The 17475-nt window shown below is 66.1% G+C and carries 19 protein-coding genes, 1 tRNA gene and 1 pseudogene; 7 read left to right on the top strand and 14 right to left on the bottom strand.

Annotated elements, in window-relative coordinates; translation table 11 throughout:
- Positions 1–90, bottom strand: a pseudogene (locus ACFR9S_RS12340) (class I SAM-dependent methyltransferase); the annotation flags it as partial.
- A gap of 110 nt (positions 91–200) precedes the next feature.
- On the opposite strand from ACFR9S_RS12340, the gene cmk reads away from it, so the two are divergent.
- From cmk to ACFR9S_RS12305, 7 genes are all read left to right on the top strand, one after another.
- Positions 201–779 carry a (d)CMP kinase gene (cmk, locus tag ACFR9S_RS12335; protein ID WP_379732921.1) on the top strand — a complete coding sequence of 193 codons (579 nt, stop codon included), beginning with the start codon at positions 201–203 and terminating at the stop codon, positions 777–779.
- Positions 780–781: 2 nt separating this feature from the next.
- Positions 782–1678 carry an RNA-guided pseudouridylation complex pseudouridine synthase subunit Cbf5 gene (locus tag ACFR9S_RS12330; protein WP_379818784.1) on the top strand — a complete coding sequence of 299 codons (897 nt, stop codon included), beginning with the start codon at positions 782–784 and terminating at the stop codon, positions 1676–1678.
- Between the two features lie 41 nt (positions 1679–1719).
- Positions 1720–1857 (top strand): hypothetical protein, encoded by a 138-nt coding sequence (locus tag ACFR9S_RS12325; protein ID WP_379732990.1) that lies wholly within the window; start codon positions 1720–1722, stop codon positions 1855–1857.
- 65 nt (positions 1858–1922) lie between these two features.
- Positions 1923–2993, top strand: a complete 1071-nt coding sequence (locus tag ACFR9S_RS12320; RefSeq protein WP_379818783.1) for a succinylglutamate desuccinylase/aspartoacylase family protein — start codon at positions 1923–1925, stop codon at positions 2991–2993.
- A 64-nt stretch (positions 2994–3057) separates the two neighbouring features.
- Positions 3058–3128: transfer RNA gene (locus tag ACFR9S_RS12315), tRNA-Pro, on the top strand.
- 325 nt (positions 3129–3453) lie between these two features.
- Positions 3454–3711, top strand: a complete 258-nt coding sequence (locus ACFR9S_RS12310) for a hypothetical protein (RefSeq protein ID WP_379730436.1) — start codon at positions 3454–3456, stop codon at positions 3709–3711.
- Positions 3708–5321: a DUF7845 domain-containing protein gene (locus ACFR9S_RS12305; RefSeq protein WP_379730435.1), complete on the top strand. Its 1614-nt coding sequence runs from the start codon at positions 3708–3710 to the stop codon at positions 5319–5321. Before ACFR9S_RS12310 ends, ACFR9S_RS12305 begins: the two co-directional genes overlap by 4 nt.
- Before the next feature lie 258 nt (positions 5322–5579).
- Here the strand turns inward: ACFR9S_RS12305 and ACFR9S_RS12300 are convergent, their stop codons facing one another.
- From ACFR9S_RS12300 to ACFR9S_RS12240, 13 genes are all read right to left on the bottom strand, one after another.
- Positions 5580–5987 (bottom strand): hypothetical protein, encoded by a 408-nt coding sequence (locus ACFR9S_RS12300; RefSeq protein ID WP_379730434.1) that lies wholly within the window; start codon positions 5985–5987, stop codon positions 5580–5582.
- Positions 5988–6252: 265 nt separating this feature from the next.
- Positions 6253–6525 carry a hypothetical protein gene (locus tag ACFR9S_RS12295; protein ID WP_379730433.1) on the bottom strand — a complete coding sequence of 91 codons (273 nt, stop codon included), beginning with the start codon at positions 6523–6525 and terminating at the stop codon, positions 6253–6255.
- Entirely contained in the window at positions 6522–6851 is a 330-nt protein-coding gene (locus tag ACFR9S_RS12290) for a hypothetical protein (protein ID WP_379730432.1), read from the bottom strand. The genes ACFR9S_RS12295 and ACFR9S_RS12290 overlap by 4 nt, the downstream gene beginning before the upstream one ends.
- A gap of 3 nt (positions 6852–6854) precedes the next feature.
- Entirely contained in the window at positions 6855–9866 is a 3012-nt protein-coding gene (locus ACFR9S_RS12285; protein ID WP_379730431.1) for a zinc metalloprotease, read from the bottom strand.
- A 223-nt stretch (positions 9867–10089) separates the two neighbouring features.
- The gene (locus ACFR9S_RS12280; protein ID WP_379730430.1) at positions 10090–11469 is read right to left on the bottom strand and encodes a hypothetical protein; all 1380 of its coding nucleotides are present in this window, start codon (positions 11467–11469) and stop codon (positions 10090–10092) included.
- Positions 11466–12272, bottom strand: a complete 807-nt coding sequence (locus ACFR9S_RS12275; protein WP_379730429.1) for a hypothetical protein — start codon at positions 12270–12272, stop codon at positions 11466–11468. The genes ACFR9S_RS12280 and ACFR9S_RS12275 overlap by 4 nt, the downstream gene beginning before the upstream one ends.
- Entirely contained in the window at positions 12265–14013 is a 1749-nt protein-coding gene (locus tag ACFR9S_RS12270) for a hypothetical protein (protein ID WP_379818782.1), read from the bottom strand. Before ACFR9S_RS12270 ends, ACFR9S_RS12275 begins: the two co-directional genes overlap by 8 nt.
- A gap of 1 nt (position 14014) precedes the next feature.
- A complete protein-coding gene (locus tag ACFR9S_RS12265; protein WP_379730427.1) occupies positions 14015–14377 on the bottom strand; it encodes a hypothetical protein in 363 nt (120 codons plus the stop codon).
- A gap of 61 nt (positions 14378–14438) precedes the next feature.
- Entirely contained in the window at positions 14439–14732 is a 294-nt protein-coding gene (locus ACFR9S_RS12260) for a hypothetical protein (RefSeq protein WP_379730426.1), read from the bottom strand.
- Positions 14729–15082 carry a hypothetical protein gene (locus tag ACFR9S_RS12255; RefSeq protein WP_379730425.1) on the bottom strand — a complete coding sequence of 118 codons (354 nt, stop codon included), beginning with the start codon at positions 15080–15082 and terminating at the stop codon, positions 14729–14731. The genes ACFR9S_RS12260 and ACFR9S_RS12255 overlap by 4 nt, the downstream gene beginning before the upstream one ends.
- Before the next feature lie 91 nt (positions 15083–15173).
- On the bottom strand, positions 15174–15533 hold the full coding sequence (locus ACFR9S_RS12250) for a hypothetical protein (protein ID WP_379730424.1): 360 nt from the start codon (positions 15531–15533) through the stop codon (positions 15174–15176).
- Position 15534: 1 nt separating this feature from the next.
- Positions 15535–15951: a hypothetical protein gene (locus ACFR9S_RS12245; RefSeq protein ID WP_379730423.1), complete on the bottom strand. Its 417-nt coding sequence runs from the start codon at positions 15949–15951 to the stop codon at positions 15535–15537.
- Between the two features lies 1 nt (position 15952).
- Positions 15953–17475: hypothetical protein (locus ACFR9S_RS12240; protein ID WP_379818781.1), on the bottom strand; the 1523-nt coding region annotated here is incomplete at its 5' end.

Raw genomic sequence — 17475 nt, 5'->3', positions numbered from 1 at the left:
GTTGCCGACGCCCGCGCCGGCTTCGAGGCAGCGCTTCCCGGCGATATCGCGGTCGGCGAGGGCAGTCGAGACGGAGTCGGGAACCTCCATACCCGACGGTCGACGCGGCGGCTGAAAGCGCTGGCGGGCGAGCGTCACCGCTTCCCACGGCGACGAGCGGGAACGGCAACGATTTTGCCCCTCTACGTGCGAGTAGCGCTATGTTACTCACCGTCTCCGGCCCGCCGGGCAGCGGGAAGAGCACGAACGCCGAGATCCTCGCCGAGCGCTTCGATCTGGAGTACATCTCCGGCGGCGACATCTTCCGCCAGCTCGCCGACGAGCGGGGGTACACGCCCGTCGAGTTCAACGAGCTCGCCGAGGAGGAGGAACAGATCGACAAGGATCTCGACCGACGGCTCCGAACCATCGCCGCCTCCCGCGACGACGTGTTGCTCGAGTCCCGGCTCGCGGGCTGGCTCGCCGCCGAACACGCGGATCTGCGGTTCTGGCTGGACGCCCCGCTCGACGTGCGCGCCGAGCGAATCGCCGACCGCGAGGACAAGACCGTTCCGGAGGCCCGCGCGACGACCGAGCGCCGCGAGCAGAGCGAGGCCAAGCGCTACGCCGACCTCTACGACATCGACATCCACGACCTCTCGATCTACGACGCCGCGATCAACACCGCGCGCTGGGGCGAGACGGTCGTCCCCGACATGCTCACCGCCGCCGTCGAGCGCTACGACCCCGAACAGGACGAGGGGAAACAGCCCGTCGAGGGCATTCGCTACGACTTCTGACCGTGACTGACCCGCTCCGCGACCCGCCCGGCGAGCGCTCCGTCGAGGCGCTGCTCTCCTTCGGCGTCGTCAACCTCGACAAGCCCGCCGGCCCCTCGGCCCACCAGGTGGCGGCGTGGGTCGGCGAGCTCGCGGGCGTCGACCGCGCGGCCCACGCGGGGACGCTCGACCCGAAAGTGACGGGCTGTCTGCCGACGATGCTCGGCGACGCGACCCGGCTCGCGCCCGTCTTCCTCGAAGGCGGGAAGGAGTACATCGCCGTCCTCGAACTCCACGGACTCCCGCCGACGGACCTCGAGTCGACGCTCGCGGAGTTCGAAACCGAGATCTACCAGAAGCCGCCGCGAAAGAGCGCGGTCGCCCGCCGGCTTCGCTCCCGGGAGATCTACGACCTCGACCTGCTGGAGCTGCAGGACCGACAGGCGCTTCTCCGGATCCGCTGTGAGAGCGGGACGTACATCCGGAAGCTCTGTCACGACCTCGGGCTGGCGCTCGGCACCGGCGGACACATGGGTGACCTCCGCCGCACCGCGACCGGGCCGTTCGACGACACCGACCTCCGGACGCTCCACGATCTCGCGGACGGGCTCGCGTGGGCGCGCGAGGACGATTACGAACAGTTCCTCCGGGAGGTGGTCTCTCCCGCCGAGCGCGCGATGGAGCACCTGCCCGCGGTGACGATCGCCCGAAGCGCGGCCGTGGAAGTGGCCGACGGCGCGCCCGTGTACGCGCCGGGCGTCCTCGAGACCGACGACGCCGCGGCCGCCCTCGACCCCGGCGACGACGACCTGCTCGCGTGCTACACGCCCGACGGCAGCGCGGTCTGTCTCGGAAAGCTGGTCGGCGATCCGGGTAGCGAATCGGGCGAGGTCGTCTCGCTGGAGCGGGTGCTGGTGTAGGCGACGACTTTTTGCCGGCTCTCGCACACCGTCCGGCGACGATGGGTGACGACACCGACGGTCCCTCGGCCGAGGCGGACGACGGCCTCCCGGCAGACGATGACGACGACCGGAGCCTCCATCGACGGCTGTTCCACGGGTTCCTCGACGTGGTCGAGTTCGTGCTGAGCCTGTTCTGACGGAGGGTCCCGGCAAACGCCGACCCGGGGCGTAGCTTCTTGCTCGCGGCCGCCGGACTCCGGGCATGGACATCGGCACCGCGAGCGCGGCGCCCGGCGAACTGGCACGCGGCCACCTCGAACTCACCGACCTCCCGACGGGAATCCCCGAGCGACTGCCCGTGATCGTCGCGAACGGGGCAGAAGCGGGGCCGACGCTGTGGATCACCGGCGGCGTCCACGGCGACGAGGCCACCGGCGTCGCGGTCACGCAGGACGTCATGCGCGAGGACCTCCCCCAGCGAATTTCGGGTGCGGTCGTCGCCGTCCCGGTGGTCAACCCCGCGGGGCTGCGTCGGAACGTCCGGACCTCTTACTACGGCGACGACGACCCGAACCGGAAGTTCCCCGACCCCGAGAGCGACTCCTCGACGCCCCCGGAGGTGCAGGAGCGGATCGACGAGCGCCTCTACGACACGATCGTCGACTCCGCGGACGCGCTGATCGACAACCACACCGCGGGCGTGAACTCCCACCCGTTCGTGATCCGGGACCGCGTGCTGTACGGCGAGCGCCGGACCGAATCGGAGGCGGAGGCGCTGGCGGACGAACTGGAGGCGCTGGTCGAGGCGACGGGGCTGCCGGTGCTGACGGAGTACCCCGCCGAGGAGTACGTCGACAAGGGACTCCAGCGATCGACGGCCGGCGCGGTCTGCAACGCCGCCGGCATCCCGGCGTTCACGACCGAACTCGGCGGCCACAGCGTCGTCACCGAGGCGGCCCGGGCGGCGGGCGTCGCCGCCGCCTACGGCGTGATGGACGAACTCGGGATGCTCCGGGAGTGGCCGGACGCGGTCGAGGAACCCGGGGCGTTCGAGTCGCCGGTCGAGTTCCCCGTCCGGCGGTTCCGCGGCCCGCGGACCGAGACGGCCGGCCTCCTGCGCCACCGCGTCGAGGCGGGCGACGCCGTCGAGGCGGGCGAGGTCGTCGCGGACGTGGTGAGCGCGGCCGGCGAACGACTGGACACGATCGAGGCGGAGCACGACGGCTACGTGCTCGGCCGCAAGGAGGGGTTGGCGGCCTACGAGGGGGACGCGGTGCTCAGCATGGCGGCCCGCGACGACGGCGCGCTGGTGGCGCCGCGGGACGCCGAGTAGGGCTCTCGGTGTGGAGGAAACGAAGCGAAGTGCTTAACTGCCGGACGGCGCTGTCTCTACGTGCGGGACCGTAGGGTAGTGGTATCCTCTGCCGATGGGGTCGGTAGGACCTGAGTTCGAATCTCGGCGGTCCCATACCACATCCTCCTGAGTCGGGACAATTCGACCGCTCAGGGCTCTCTATCCATCCTTCAGTCTCTGAGCCGTTGGTCTAACCAGCGCTCAGTCTGTACAAGGTGGTCCGCGTGAATCCGCACACGGGCACGCTCGGAACCGAGAAGGACTCCGAGTTCCGGTGCGGGACCTGCAAAGCGCGTTGCACCCGTAGCCCGTCCGACGGCACCGAGTACGGGCACCTGATCGGCTGCCCACACCGTCCGGACGATCTCACGATCGGATCCTCCGGAGGCGGGCACTACTACCGGCCCGATTCGGAGTCGGTCTCCGGAGGTGAGTCGGCTTGACCGAAGCCTTAGGCCCAAAGGCCGGTGAAGTCGGCATCCCCGTCGACGCCATCTGTATCGGCTGCTCCTCGAGCGGTCGCGATCGGAAGACGACGAAGCGGGTCACGCTCGACGAACTCGATGCCGAGGATCCCGATGAGATTAAGACCGGGACGTTTCGACACGTCTGCCACGAGTGTCAGACTGCGACGTTCTGGAACGTCGTCGACGTTCGTCACGACCTGCTGGACGATGATCGGGGTGGGTCGGTGTGAGCCAGCCTCGACAAGCGCCCGCGAATCACGAAGCGGACATGTTCTGGTGGTTCACCGAGAACGGTCTCTCTCCCTATCACGCGCTCTGCCAGCTCGTGCTGGCCGGTGACGGGAAGATCGAGACGCAAACCGAGATCGGCGGCCGTACCTGGGTGATCAAGATCTACTACTCCGAGAGCGGGATCGCAGCACGACCCGAGGATCCGATCGACGGACGCCTCTGGGAGCTGAACCTCCACGCCGACGGCCCCGATGAAGCGGGCGCCGACTACAACATCTCCCCGCGTTTCGACGGGATGGAGAAAGCCTCAGACGGTGAGGAAGCCAACATCCCGTGGTGCGGTGGTGACGGTGTCGACGTTCACGTCCAGGGCAGTAACCTCGGCCTCGAGGAGTACCAGTACCTCCTCGCCCAGTCGGTCCAAGCTCTCGCCGATGCAGTTGGGAGTGACTTCAGCCGTTCCTATTTCAGAAACATCCGCGACGACAGTAGCATCGTCACCTGCGAACTCTACGTCCGACTGATGCGGGAGTACAGCCGGAAGCTCACGCGCTCGGACGGCGCGTTCTACCGATTGATGCACCTGATGAACACCCGAGACAACACGACGTGGGCGTACTCGGGGAACAATGAGGATGGCGTCGCGAAGCGGCACGCCTTCGAGGTTGGCCCCTCCGCCAGCCACGAAATGATTCCCGGGAACCGTCTGGGGAAGCGTCTGAAGTGTTACCACCCGAAGCACATCCGCGAAGAGGAGAGCAGCGACGACGCGCTCTCCTCACCGAAGTTCGGGGTGGCGTTTCACAAGTCCCTGAACGACCACGACTCGGTCCGATGGGGGGATCGCGACGACCTACTCCGGGAACTTGAGGAGACAGTTCACAACGTTCTGGAGTGGTCGGGCATCCCGATCCAACCGGACGAGACCGTGTTCGTCGAAGACGACCACTTCGGGATATCCGAATCGGAACGGGATATCGCGATCATCTCTGACCCAACACCCGAACTCGAGGCCGAACAGGAGCTCTTGGTCGCTCGTACGCTGAACGATCTGATGCCGTCCTCCCAGTCTGTCCTGGAGCGACTAGCGACGGACGGCGGCCAGCCCGTTCAGCAGGTAGCCGACGAGACCGGGTACTCCATCAGCCAGATCTACCGTGCACTCGCTCAGCTGGGCGATGACGTGATCGAGAACGACAACGGGCTGATTCAACTCCAGAGCGAGAAGCTACGCCAGGAGATCGCTTCCGTCGTCGACCGGCTCGAGGAGCACGTCGTGAACGCGGGGAACCGCGTGGCGAAGCTCGCGCGTCTGGAGACACGGAGTGCCGCCGACAGCGCGTTCTCGAAGTGGATGGACAAGTACGGCGCTCGCTTTGTCAGGGACGACGGTGACGGCGACGACGGCGGCGTTCTACGCTTCGACATGGTGCTCTCCGAGATGAAGAGTCTCGACGCTCCGTACGTCGACGACATTCTTCGCGAAGGGCGTGAGGCGTGGACCTCGGCCGGTCGAGACGTATCCGAGTTCGCCCAGCTCCGCTACGAGGCTCCCGACGTACTCCACGGTCCGAACTCCCGGCGCGTGGGCTCGAAGATCACCTGGTAGCGCCGCGACTGACGAGAGGCATCACTATCCAACGGTTCTGTTCTTTATAAGTAACTCCGCGTCCCAGCGGCATATTCGTCCTTGGAGCGCTCTCGATCGTCCCGATCGATACGCTTGACCCGCCGCGACAGCGCGGTCCTCTCGCACTCGGTGCGAGGATCCCCTTAGGGAGTGTCCCTAAAAGGGACATCCAGAAAAATACCCCCGCACCGCTCAGCATCTCCAGTTGATGCACGGGAAGCGGAGGTTGTGGCTCCTTCAGGTTCCTATGATCTGTATGACTCCGACACCAACAATCAGTACCGAGAGGAAGGCAGCCAGATACTGTGCGTATCTTGGGAGAAGGTAGTTTACTCTATAGTAATCTCTGTCGTACACCATGAATGTATAGGCCCTAGCTCGTCTATTGCCTGATCTATTCCTTGTTTCGTAATCGTAGTCGCCATCTGACTCGTGGACCACCGCAGTGTCAATCCTTACCGCAGCATGGCCTCGGTGTGAAATCATATCCGGGTTCAGAGTCCCAGTTGTGCTCTCGCCTGGCTCCAATCCGAGGTTAATGCTTGCGTGCTCTTCCCCGTAGTCATCGTCTGATTCATCGAACTCTACCCGGGCAATCACTCTACCACCGATGGAAGCATCCGAGATATTCGTTGCCTCGATCACAAACTCTGGATTCTGATCTGTGAAATAGACAGACCGACGACGCTCGAGGTCGCCAGAAACACTCATCGATAGCATATCCTCACTAGCGTCGGACCTTTTCCGAAATGTAACCTCTCGACTGGCGGGCATGCAGGCTTCCTTGCCGCCTAGACAATGAATCCCCTACCTGGTTGAGTCCCTAACGGGACAGGGACAGCAAAATACACCGCACCGCCCCCCACCGCACGCAGAAATCTCCAGTTGAAGCAGATGAAACGAAGGGGGGTTAGAAACGGTCCGCGAGAGCGCCCACCTTTGCCTTGACCACGCTGATCACGACGGCCGAGATCGCGACCACGGCGAGCACGATGCGGATCTCCTCGACGCCGGTGACGAGCAACTCTCCCCAGCTCCCCAGCGACGCGACCCACATACCGATCGGGCTCCGGCCGCAGCCCCAGCGCGTACACCAGCCGAGAACGCTGTGCAAGAGCGCCCATCCGAAGAACGTGAACGCGAACACGAGCGTCACCGCGCCCTTGACGCGATCGAGGCTCATGCGCTGCCACCCGCGAGCGCGTCGACGGCCCAGCGGACGAACCGCCGACCCGGCCCGCTGCCCTGTTCGACGAGGACTCGAAACGCGTTGCCCAGATGCTCGGTGATCACGCCCGGGTTCGGGTCGATCCAGCCGAACGCTAGTGCTGCCGCGATCGCGACCAGCGTTGCCGCTGTGTACGCGACCACAGCCGCGCCCAGCGACGCCATACGCGCGCCGGCGCTCTTGGCCCGGAAGAGGTAGAACACGACCATCAGGCACGCCACGGACGCCAGCGCGCCGCCCTGAACGCCGAGCATCCGGAGCACGTCGAGCACCGCCGACATGGCTCAGTTCTCCCCCTCTCCGAGGTCCAGTTCGACCTGCGTGTCCGGCGTCGATGCCTCGGCCTGCTGGGTCTTCTGGCGCTGATAGATCACGTACGCGACGATCCCCAGCACGATCAGCACGACCAGCCCGCCGACCTCGGCGAGCACACCCTGAAGCGCGCCGAGGACCGAGCCCGGCCGGATCGCTTCGAGCGCCATGATCGACGCGATCCCGACGGTCGGGATCGTCACCCACCACGGCACGTCGGCGCTCGTCCGGGCGTTGATCTGCCAGAGCCCGAAGAACACGGCGATCGCCGCGATCACCGCGCCGACGCCGCTCGCTGCTGCGTCGCCGAGTGCGAACACGGTCGCCCGCCAGATCGAGGAGATCGTCCCCGGCGAGACGAGTTCGAGCGCGGCGACGGCGACGATCGTCGAACCGACGAGGAGCAGAGCGTTGCCCCGGATGCCCGACGCACCACCGAACCGGCGCCCGGCCCAGAACAGGCCCGCGACCGAGATCCCGACCGCCGGCACGACCAGCACCAGCGGCGCCGACGAACCTGGCGACTGCTGTTGCGGCACCACGCCGCCGACGGAGTCAGAGCGGTCACGCTGCCGGATCTCGAACGTTTGTGCGGACGTGAGCCCCGTCGAGAACTGGACCGGACTCTCCGCGCGATCGGCGTCGATCTCGCGGGACTGCGTCACCGACCAGAGGACGTAGCGGTTCCCCGCGGTCGTGTCGTGGTAGGTCACGTCGACGGAGGACGATCCCGCGACTCCCTCGTCGGAGAACCGGAAGCGCGGCGCCTCCGGGTTCTCGACGTGGACCGCGATCTCGCCGTCGACCGGCTCGACCTCGAGCGGGATCGTGCGGACGCGCGCAGTGCTCCCCTCGTTCGCGTCCGCGAAGTGGAGGAGCTGATCGCCGCCGGAGTCAACCGTGACGTAGGCGCTGTCGCCCGTCCACGTCTCTTCAGCGGCGTAGTGAACGCGATCCATCCCGGAGAGATCGAGTGCGAAGTTCTCGCTACGATTCTCGATCTCGATCTTCGTGTCGAGTTTGTCGCCGTCGACGGTCGGCTCGAGCACGTCGATCGCGCCGTTCCGGACGCCGACCTTGTAGCCCGTCGCTCGGATGTCGATCTCCGAATCCGCGGCCACGTCGCCGAGTTGGACGGTCAGATCGGTACCGTTCAGCGTGTAGTCGTTCGTCTCGTTCCACGAACCGCCGTTGCGTCGGACCTCCACCGCGTTGATCTCGACGACATGCTCGTTGAACGTCAGCGTCGACTCGGCGTCGGCCACCGCGCTCGGGAACGTGTGCGAGACGTTGAACGACTCGGTCCAGCTCGTCGCTTCCACGCTGACGCTCTTCGTCGTCCCCGCGGCGTCGTGGCTGTACTCGAAGCCGACGAGGGACTCAGGCCCGCCGGCGGAGCTATTCGTCGTGACCGTGACGTTGTTCGTCCCCTCGCGGAGCCACGCCTCGTTCGTCGCGAGCGAGATCGTCTCGTTCTTGTCGAGGACACCGTCGTGGGTGGTCTCGTAGCCGTTAACTATCACACCGGGGTCTTCCGTCTGGGTTCGCTCTTTCAGGTCAACCTCAATATCCACGGCACCGCTCGTCGCCGATACCGTCACCGTGTCGTTGCTGACCGAGAGGCTCGATAACGTGCGTGTCACGCTCTCGCTCCCCGATAGCGTCCCCGAGTAAGACGCTTCAAGCGATCCGTCGCCGTCGATGTCGAGTCCGGGATCAGTCACCTCATTCTGTACTAACTGGATATCGGCCCAGTAGCCATCGAGAGCGGTGGTTCCGACGCTTCGGGTATACGTCGAGGACGTTGAGCCGTCCCAGTCAAATGCGAGCTGGAGGTGATCGTTAGCTCCGTCGCTGTCGGAGTTGGTAGTCACGAACTCAACCGTGTAGTTCGTGCCGGCAGTAAGCTCGATATTTGAGTCGAGAGGCACCGATTGACGGCCCGACGACCACGAGGGTTCCCACCCGCTTTTGACGAGAGTTCCCTCCGCCCATGTCGAATCGGGCGTCCCTTGGCTGATGTAAATGTCGACAGATGCGGAATACCCCGATCCGTCAGTAGCGCCAATGTACGGCCGCAACTCGCTGACATTCACGTTTTGATCCGGTTGGATCATAATCCCGGCCTTGATACCGTTCCCGGTGCCGTCGTCGCCGATCACATACCGGCTCGCGTCGGTATTGCCGTCTCCTTCGCCGTTGAGCGGGTTATAAACCGGAGCCTCGGCCGGTTTGAATGTCACTTCCGGGCTGCCGCTGGCCGGGCCAGTCGGATCGAGGTTGCCGCTGATGTCGAGCGTTGCTGTGTCGCCGTCTGATAGTGTATTCGCGGAAACGTTATCCCACTCGCTGTTAGTCACGCCCGTCACATTTATCGAGAAGTCGTCGACGCCGTCCAGCGAGCTCAGTTCGTACTGGTACTGCGTCCCGTTGCCGGCGGCGTCGCCGTCCAGCTTGATCCCGCCGGTGAACGTCACGCTGTTCGACGAGAACTCCGGGACGTGGAACACGCCGACTGTGCCCTCGCGCTCGATCGGTGAGCGCCACTCCTCGCCGCTCTCATGCGTCCCGTACGCGACCTTCGGGACGAACCCGACGCCCTTCTCAAGCACGTCGAGACCGACCGCAACGTCGCGGCCCTCGTGGACCTCGTCGTCGCGCAGCACGATCGCGACCTCGTCGTTCGCGACCACGCTCGCGTTCGGCCCCAAGTGCTCGTCCGCCCGCTCGGGCGTCGTGAGCACGACCTCGAGCGATCCCGCGTGCTCGCTCGCGTAAACTGCACCCTCGAGGTCGCTCGCGCGGATGGGCAGATCCGCGCCCTCGGGCACGTCCTCGCTTATCTGCCCGCTCCCGAGCGCGACCATGCCCTCGGGTCCGTCCGCAGCGCTCACGGGCGCCGGCACGACCGCCGCGCCGAACATCGACACCACCAACAGCGACGCGATGAACGTCGCGAAAGTTCGTTCTCGGATTCTCGTCATGTTTCTCCTCCAGTGTGTGCTGAGGTGCCGCTGAACCCCACCCCCGGGGGGTGCTCCCAGTTGAAGATTAAGCCACGCGCGCGTGCGAGGCCAACTGATCCCGCGATCTCGATCGGCATATCAGACCGTGGAGAGGTCGATCTTCGACGCGACCCCCGGGTTCGATCGCTTCTTTTCGATCTTCGCGAGAAAACGCGCTCTCGCGAGATCGTCGATCGACCCGTCATAGCCCCACCGCCTCGAAGTCGAAGTCGATGGAGACCTCCGCGTCGAGGCGGGCTCCGCGCTTGATGTTCGGCCAGTTGATCGAGGCGTAGTTCGAGTCGTTCCACACCATGGCCTCGCCCTTGCCCATATCCCGTGTGTAGCGACTCGTCGGGATGGGGCAGGTCTTGTCGCCGGGCAGCGTCTTCCCGATCGGCGGCGTCATGCCGTTCATCGTGATCCACCAGCGCTGCTTGGCGCGGAAGAAGTGGCTCACCTCCGAGAGCGCGTGCGAGTACGAGTAGACGCTCACACCCTTCTTCCGGGCGTCAGCGAAGTCCTTCGCGAAGTTCCGGACCTTCTGGTACTCTTCGTGCTCGTCCTTCTGCGCGTCCGGATCGAAGATGTTCCCCGCCTCGTCGAACATCAGCGAGGTCCAGTGCGTGAACAGGTCCGACTTGATCCGCCCCTGCACGAACGCGAACCACCACTGGTCCGCCGGCGTCGGCGACGACGGTCCTTCCTCGCCGACCGGCGTCACGCGCCCGGGCGGGTGGTACGCGAACCTGCTCACGTCCTCGCACCCGCGATGGAGCGGGTCCGGGAACACGACGTAGAACTGTCCCTCGATCAGCTGACCGAGGAGATCGAGCGGCGACGAGTACCGGATCACGTCCCGGCAGATGTCCTCGAGGCCGACCACGAACGACGAGACCTCGGGCGAGTTCGGGACGATTCGGACCTCCACCGGGATTCCCTCCGGCACCGCGATCGTCGCCCACGGTGCGAGCGGCAGCCACTCAGCGCGGTCGTTGGTCCCGCTGTCGTCCATCGTGTCCGCCAGCAGCACCGTCTCGTTGTTGACGCCCTGAAGCACCGAGGCGGTGAAGTCCATCAGCGTCGACTTCCCCGAGCCGGGTTTCCCGTACGCGAGGTAGTCGGAGCCGCCAGCGGTCCACGCGTCGATCGTCCGGCGACCCTGAGCCTTCGGCGCTACCCGGTGCCCATCGTCGTCGGCGATCCACTCCAGCACCTTCGCCCGTGGTCGGGGGAAGTCCTCGAGCGCCTCGTGGCTCGGGTACGGCTCGTCCGGGTCGAAGTCGACCTCGCCGACCAGCTGCTCGACGAGCTCGATCTCGCGCTCTCGCATGTGGACCAGCGGCGTGACCCATGCCGAGGGATACGTTGCGACGTTCTTTCCGCGCTTCTCGTTCAGCGCGAGGTACTTGTGGAACGGCGCGATCCCGAGCGACTTGTACATGTCCTGCCCGTCGTTGTGGTTGGGCAGCGTCGGATCTCCGCGTGCCTGAGCGGACTTGTCGTGCGTGTCGAAGACCTGCGACATCTGCTGCCGGATCTCCGACTCGGTCTGAACCTCGGTGCGTAGTGATTTGCTCATGAAGTGGGGTAGGTAGCTGGGCTGTGGTCGGTCGTCTCTCCGCCGGAGACAGCCTCTCCGGCGCGGTCAGCAAGCTCTGCGATCGCGAGGTTGAACGGCCCGAGCAGCTCGCTCGCGATGAACGTCTCCCGGAAGAACCGCGGGGCGCCGTCGTCGTACCGGCGCTCGATGAACATCTCTCGAAGCGGCTGCTCGCGCCAGAAGTCCGCTGCGAGGTCCTCGTCGATCTCGCCGAACGACGCTTGGATCGCGGTCGGGACCCACGTCTCGACCACGTCGTCCAGCGAGCCGAAGCCCTCGAGGCCGCGGTCGATCACCCACTCCTGGCGCTCGGCCGCCTCGGTGATCGCGGGTCGCATCGCCGGATCGCTCTGGACCTCCGGGTCCACCCGCATCGGGCTGTCCTCGTCGTGGTCGTGGGTGCGCTCCACCGTCGACCACCGGATCGAGCGCAGCGCCGACCGGCACGCCGGGATCAGGTCCTCGCTCGCGAGGACGGTTCTGTACTCGCGGGCGTGCTCGGGCTCGAGCGCAGTGTCGCCCTCGTCAACCCATCGGAACCGCTGGTCGGTGACGATGTGCGTCGAGAGCTCCGAGCCGGACATGAGCCGCTCGAGGTGCCACTCTCGATCGAGGTAGCCGAGCGTCAGCACCGACGCCTCGTGGCACCAGCGGAGGAGGTCCTCGCGGCTCTCGAAGCCCGCCAGCCATGACCGGATCAGGTCGCGCTGGTCACGCGAGAGCGTCTCCAGCGCCGCCCTCGTGGCGTCGGCACCGAACTCCGGCGGCGAGAGATCAGTCATCGCTCGCCGCCTCCGTGCGCGCCTGCTGGGCGCTGTCTTGGGTCAGTTCGGAGTCGAGGTCCTCCGGCACGTCGCCGTTGAGTTCCTCCATGACCTGCTCGAACCGGGAGAGCTCCGACTCCTCGGTCTGGCGCTTGTGCTCGGCGGCGTTCTTGCCCATCTCCTCGTGGTACTTCTGCCGGAAGTAGTCCCGATCAGCGACCTCGTCGAATTCCTCTTTCGCGTCGACGAGTGCGACCAGCACACTCCCGTACGAGGCCGGTGCGAGGTGCCACTCGGCGAACCCCTTCACGGGCTGGCCGGCGTACATCGCCGCCGGGATCGCTGAGACGAGCAGGCCGATCGCCGAGCTCGCGACCAGCAGGCCGCCGAGGAGCCAGCCGGCCGCGAGAATCCCGGCCGCCGGGATCAGTCGCTCCCACGCGACCGCGGTGAGCTGATCGACGATCTGGTCCACGGCCCCCGCATCCGGGTCTGTCTCCGGTGGCTCGTAGAGGTGCGAGAGCGACCAGCCCTCCCGCTTGACCGTCGTCGGGTCCGACTCGAACGGGTCCGCGAAGTAGATCGTGTCGTAGCTCCCTCGGCCCGGGAACCGGAGGCTCGGATCCTCGGTTCGCTCCTCGCCCCCGCAGAACAGGGAGAGCTCCGGGATCGCTCCTCGAGCCCGCGCGAGGTAGGGCGTGATCCCGTCGACCACGAGCCCGCGGACGCCGTCGACCTCCGCGACCTCGTAGGACTCGACCCTGACCGGGATGTCCCCCGACCCGTCCTCGTGGGCCTGCGGCGAGGTCATGTCGACGTGGACGACGCCGACGCTCTCCGTGTCGTCACCCCACCAGTTGATCGCCGCGATCGTCGCGAACAGCGCGACCAACGGGATGAGAATCCACGGCGCCTCAGCGACCGTCGAGAGCACCTGCTGGTAGCCCAGCACGAACGTCAGGAAACCGATCGGGAACGCCCCCGCGATGTAGAGCCAGATCGGGTAGCCCGGCCCTTTCCCGGCGCGTTCGTGCAGCCGGTGGGCCAGCTTCATGAGCGCAAGCGTGAGCACCAGCATGAGCAGCACGAAGCCGAGTCCCCAGAGTGCGAGGTCGCTGCGCGTGTCGATCGAGACCGGCTGCGCGAGCACTGAGGTCTTGATGTTGAACCGCCATGTCGCGTCCCCGTCTGGGCCGGAGACGAACATCGTCACGCGCTCGAGCTCGTCGTAGCTGGTCAGCAGGTCGATCGACTCCCGGTCGTACCCGCCCGAGAGCGTCACGCTCGTCTCCTCGACCGTCTGGTTCACCGCCGCCGGCTCGTACCGGACGTTCCCCTCCTCGTCCTCGACGCGGACCTGACCCTTCTGCCAGTACACCAGCTCCACGTCGAGTTCAGTCGTCGTGTCCCAGCCGAGGAACCCGCCGAGGTAGACCTCGTCGCGCTTGACGGTCGTCCCGCTGCTCAGGTAGTTGTACGTCGCCGGGTTCCCGGCCGAGGAGCCGAGTCCCGTCAGAGCGTACCGAAGCCACAGCTGGCCGTCGCCGTATCGACGAACCGAGGGTGGTGCGGTCTCAGACCCACGGACGCCCCGGTCCCGAAGCTCTTCAAGCGTGTAGGGGCCGGTCTCTACTGTCGTGTTCGCGGTCGTGTTGGCCGTCTCGTTCTCTTGGGCGGTGACAGTCGGCGCTCCCGCAGCGACCGCGAGAAGCGCGAGCAGCGCCACGACGGCGACCACACCGCGGGAGCGTCCCCGCATGTCAGTTCCTCACCGCCGTTGTGATCCCGAGCACTGCGACCACGATCATCGTCCCGCCGACGACGCCGATCTCGAGCCAACCGCCGAAGCCGGCGATCGCGAGGAACCCGAGCACGGCCTGTCCGACGCCCGCGGGCGAGGTCGCGACCACGTCGCCCACGGTGCCGATCAGCCCCGTGAACTCAGAGACCGCGACGACGATGCTGAACACCGCCGCCGAGAGCACGCCCACGACCGTCTCCGTGGTCCTCGAGGTCGCTTTCGGAGCGTCCTCGGTAGATCGGTAGTTGATCACCCACAGCGCGACCACTGACAGCAGGCCGCCCAGGGCCGCCACGACGGCGAGCGTCGAGAGGGGGATCATCGTCGATCGACCTCCCCCCGCATGCGGGGTGTCTGTTCGTCGTTCATCTGTTCGGAATCCGTCATGAGTTTGAGTTCCGTCGTTCGTTGAGGTTCTTCGCTATCCGATACAGCCCGTACACGGCCGTCACGAGGGCGATAGCCGTCGAGAGGCTCGAGAAGAGCCCGACCGGCAGCCACGCCACGTTCGGCGCCGCCGCCGCCAGCCTCGCCGTGACCATGTAGATCAGCCCGCTCTGGTTCAGGAAGAAGTCGAGCGCGAGCATGAGCGCGCCTCCGCCGTTGATCAGCAGATCCGCGCCCGCTGCGAACACTCCCCCGATCCCGAGAGCGAGCCCGCCGTCGCGCTTGCTCATGTGATGATCACCACCAGTCGGTAGGTCGCGTACAGCAGCGCTGCCGTGATCGCCGCCACCGCGGCGAAGATCAGTGCCGAGACCAACGGGGCGAAAACCCCGGCCGACTCCGCGATCCCGCCTATCGCACTGATCGGCGTGTCGACAGCGACCGAGACGAACATGTCCCCGATCTTCCCCAGCTGCGAAGCGATCTCCGAGCCGCCGCCGAGGAGCACTCCGCGAATCGTCGAGATGACGTTGATCCCGGAGCCCACGACCGCTGAGACCAGTCCGAGAATCCCGCCGACGAAGATCGACAGCACGACGCCGCGAATGTACCCGTCCGGGTCGTTCGCGAACTTCTCCATCGCGGAGCCTCCGTTGGAGGAGCTCCCACTCGAACCGTCTCCGGAGGTGCTCCCGCTCGATCCGCCGCTCATCGTGTTGAGCGAGGAATCACTAGACAAAGCGAGACACCCCCCAGAGGATCAGGGACAGCGATAGCACGGTCACGAGCACTGCCATCGGGAACGCCAGCAGTCCCCACGATGTGATCGCCGTTCTGCCCGTCTCGATCGCAGCCTCTACCTCGCCCGCTCCGGCCTCGAACGGGGCGCTCAGCAGCTTCGCGTACCACGACCCGTAGCCCGAGATCACGCCGTTGATCCCGGTCACGATCAGATCGATGAAGGACGCGTACATCCACCCGAGGAGGGTGACGAACGTGCCGACGATCCCGGCCGCGAGGCCCTTCCGTCCGGTCCAGACGATAGAGCCCCCCTCGATGTACTGGTCCGGGTCGGTGTCGGCGCCGCTCATGTTACTCGTCCTCGTCGGAGAACACCGAGAGCGGGTTGATCTCCGTGTTCGTGATCCACCAGAGGAAGATGCTCATCCCACCGACCGAGACCAGCACCGCGACCGGGAACGCGAACGGCCCCAGCAACGACGCTGTACCCGTAGCCAACGACTCGGCGGAAGTCTCCGCGCCCGCGTCAGTGATGATCACCGGCGCGCCGATCGTCCCTCCGATGTAGTCAGCGATCGATCCCGTGAACGCGCCGATCGGCTCGAAGATCGTCGACTGGAGGTTCAGGATGAAGCTCGCGATCGCGATCCCGAGCGCCGAGAGCGACGAGCCGATCACCGCGCCCTGCGCGTAGCCACCGACGCCTTGCTCCTCGACGCCAGTAGTCCCGTCTTCGACCGCGTCTTGGGCAGTGTAGTCGTCGGCCATCCTACTGCCCCTGACCCGAGCCTCGGGCCTTCCAGATGCCCAGCGTGCCGACCACGCCGGTCAGAGCAGCCACGATCCAGCCGATCGGATCGCTCATGAACCCGCCGCTGTTGTTCGACATCGGTGCAGCACCGCCGCCGCCGGAGCCGGACGAGACCGCCATCTCGGTGACGATCCCCTCGTCCTCGGTCACGACCGCGTGGATGCCGATCTGGTCGCCCGCGCTAGCATTCTGCGAGATCGTCACCTCGGCCTCCATCTCGGCGTCTTGGAAGTGATTGGTGACATCAGTCCACGATACTTCATCGAGATTGTCCAGCGTCGGTAGCGAGGAGAGGTCGTGTGCGTACTCGACGGTCTGATAGGCGCTCTCCGGGTGCCGGACCTCGCCCACCAGCGTCCCCGCCTTGACTACGTCTACGTCGTACAGGCCTCCGGGAACCTCGAGCCCGCCAGCCATCTTGAAGCGATGGGAGTAGGTACCGCGCTCGACCGGCTCGATCGCCGCGTCCCAGTTACTCGCGGGCGACTCGTCTGCGCGGACCTGCGTCTTGTACTCGAGGTTCCGGATCGTCGCGTCGCTGAACTGCTCGGTCAGCGTCGAGAGCGACGTGATCCACGACATCCCCGTCGGCTCGACGAGTGTCTCCGTGACCACCGTCTCCTCCGCGGAGTCGTACACTTCGCGCTCGCCGAAGGTCCACTCCGTGTCGAGTTCGAGGTTCAGGCCGTGGATCGTCAGGTCCGCGTTGGCTTCGGAGATCTCGATCACGATCTCCTCGAGCGTGTCGAGGTTCGTCCCGCCGGACAGCTTCCCGAGCTCGACTTGGTAGACGATCCCTTGACCCTGTGTGGTCGCGATCGTCGACTCTGCCGCGGAGTCGGCCGCCGAGTCGATCGTCGTGACGACCGACGCACCGCCGGCGTCGACGGCCTTCACGTTGACCACTGCGCTGGCCTCGAGCGTGTTCACGTCCAGGACCAACTGGAGCATCTTCCGCTGCTCGCCGGAGTCGATCGTGAAGTTCGAGAACGTCGCCGAGGCCACATCGCCGCTCGTCTGACTCGAGGTCGAGACCGTGAGCGCGTCTTCGGCGTCGCCGACGGTGATCGAGCCGGCAGTGCTCGAGGCGTCGGTCGTCCACTCTTGGGCGTCGAGCGCGGAGACGGGCTCTTCCTCGCCGTCGGCGTTGGTCCGCGTCACGTCTCGCGGGAACGCGGTGTACTCGCTTGTGTCGATCTCGCTAGGGTGGAAGCCCACAGGGTTGTGGGTCTCGTCGTCCGCCTCCGGCGGCTCGGCGAGGACGGCCCCGAACTCCTCGGTGAACGACTTGATGTTCCCGTCGTTGTCGACGTAGTCGAGCTCGCCCATGTCGGCCACGTCGTGCTCGGTCACGCGGAACTGCGCGCCCGTGAGCCGCGGCTGGGGCGTGTACTCGCTGTCGAAGTTGGGAACGAGGTCCTGCTGTTCGGTCTCGGACTGGGCGGCTGCCGTACCGGCCGTCGCTGCGGTCGCGGCGGCGG

Origin of the sequence: Halolamina salina (assembly GCF_042678005.1) — an archaeon.
Taxonomy (GTDB): domain Archaea; phylum Halobacteriota; class Halobacteria; order Halobacteriales; family Haloferacaceae; genus Halolamina; species Halolamina salina.
The sequence above is the reverse complement of the archived record's forward strand: the minus strand, read 5'-3'. Positions and strand labels throughout refer to the sequence as shown.

Excerpts from the sequence above, each read along its gene's own strand:
- ACFR9S_RS12290 (WP_379730432.1), bottom strand. The coding sequence starts at position 6,851 with ATGTCGGCGGTGCTCGACGTGCTCCGGATGCTCGGCGTTCAGGGCGGC.
- ACFR9S_RS12325 (WP_379732990.1), top strand. The coding sequence starts at position 1,720 with ATGGGTGACGACACCGACGGTCCCTCGGCCGAGGCGGACGACGGCCTC.
- ACFR9S_RS12320 (WP_379818783.1), top strand. The coding sequence starts at position 1,923 with ATGGACATCGGCACCGCGAGCGCGGCGCCCGGCGAACTGGCACGCGGC.
- cmk (WP_379732921.1), top strand. The coding sequence starts at position 201 with ATGTTACTCACCGTCTCCGGCCCGCCGGGCAGCGGGAAGAGCACGAAC.
- ACFR9S_RS12250 (WP_379730424.1), bottom strand. The coding sequence starts at position 15,533 with ATGAGCGGCGCCGACACCGACCCGGACCAGTACATCGAGGGGGGCTCT.
- ACFR9S_RS12280 (WP_379730430.1), bottom strand. The coding sequence starts at position 11,469 with ATGAGCAAATCACTACGCACCGAGGTTCAGACCGAGTCGGAGATCCGG.
- ACFR9S_RS12285 (WP_379730431.1), bottom strand. The coding sequence starts at position 9,866 with ATGACGAGAATCCGAGAACGAACTTTCGCGACGTTCATCGCGTCGCTG.
- ACFR9S_RS12260 (WP_379730426.1), bottom strand. The coding sequence starts at position 14,732 with ATGAGCAAGCGCGACGGCGGGCTCGCTCTCGGGATCGGGGGAGTGTTC.
- ACFR9S_RS12245 (WP_379730423.1), bottom strand. The coding sequence starts at position 15,951 with ATGGCCGACGACTACACTGCCCAAGACGCGGTCGAAGACGGGACTACT.
- ACFR9S_RS12265 (WP_379730427.1), bottom strand. The coding sequence starts at position 14,377 with ATGATCCCCCTCTCGACGCTCGCCGTCGTGGCGGCCCTGGGCGGCCTG.
- ACFR9S_RS12295 (WP_379730433.1), bottom strand. The coding sequence starts at position 6,525 with ATGAGCCTCGATCGCGTCAAGGGCGCGGTGACGCTCGTGTTCGCGTTC.
- ACFR9S_RS12275 (WP_379730429.1), bottom strand. The coding sequence starts at position 12,272 with ATGACTGATCTCTCGCCGCCGGAGTTCGGTGCCGACGCCACGAGGGCG.
- ACFR9S_RS12255 (WP_379730425.1), bottom strand. The coding sequence starts at position 15,082 with ATGGAGAAGTTCGCGAACGACCCGGACGGGTACATTCGCGGCGTCGTG.
- ACFR9S_RS12270 (WP_379818782.1), bottom strand. The coding sequence starts at position 14,013 with ATGCGGGGACGCTCCCGCGGTGTGGTCGCCGTCGTGGCGCTGCTCGCG.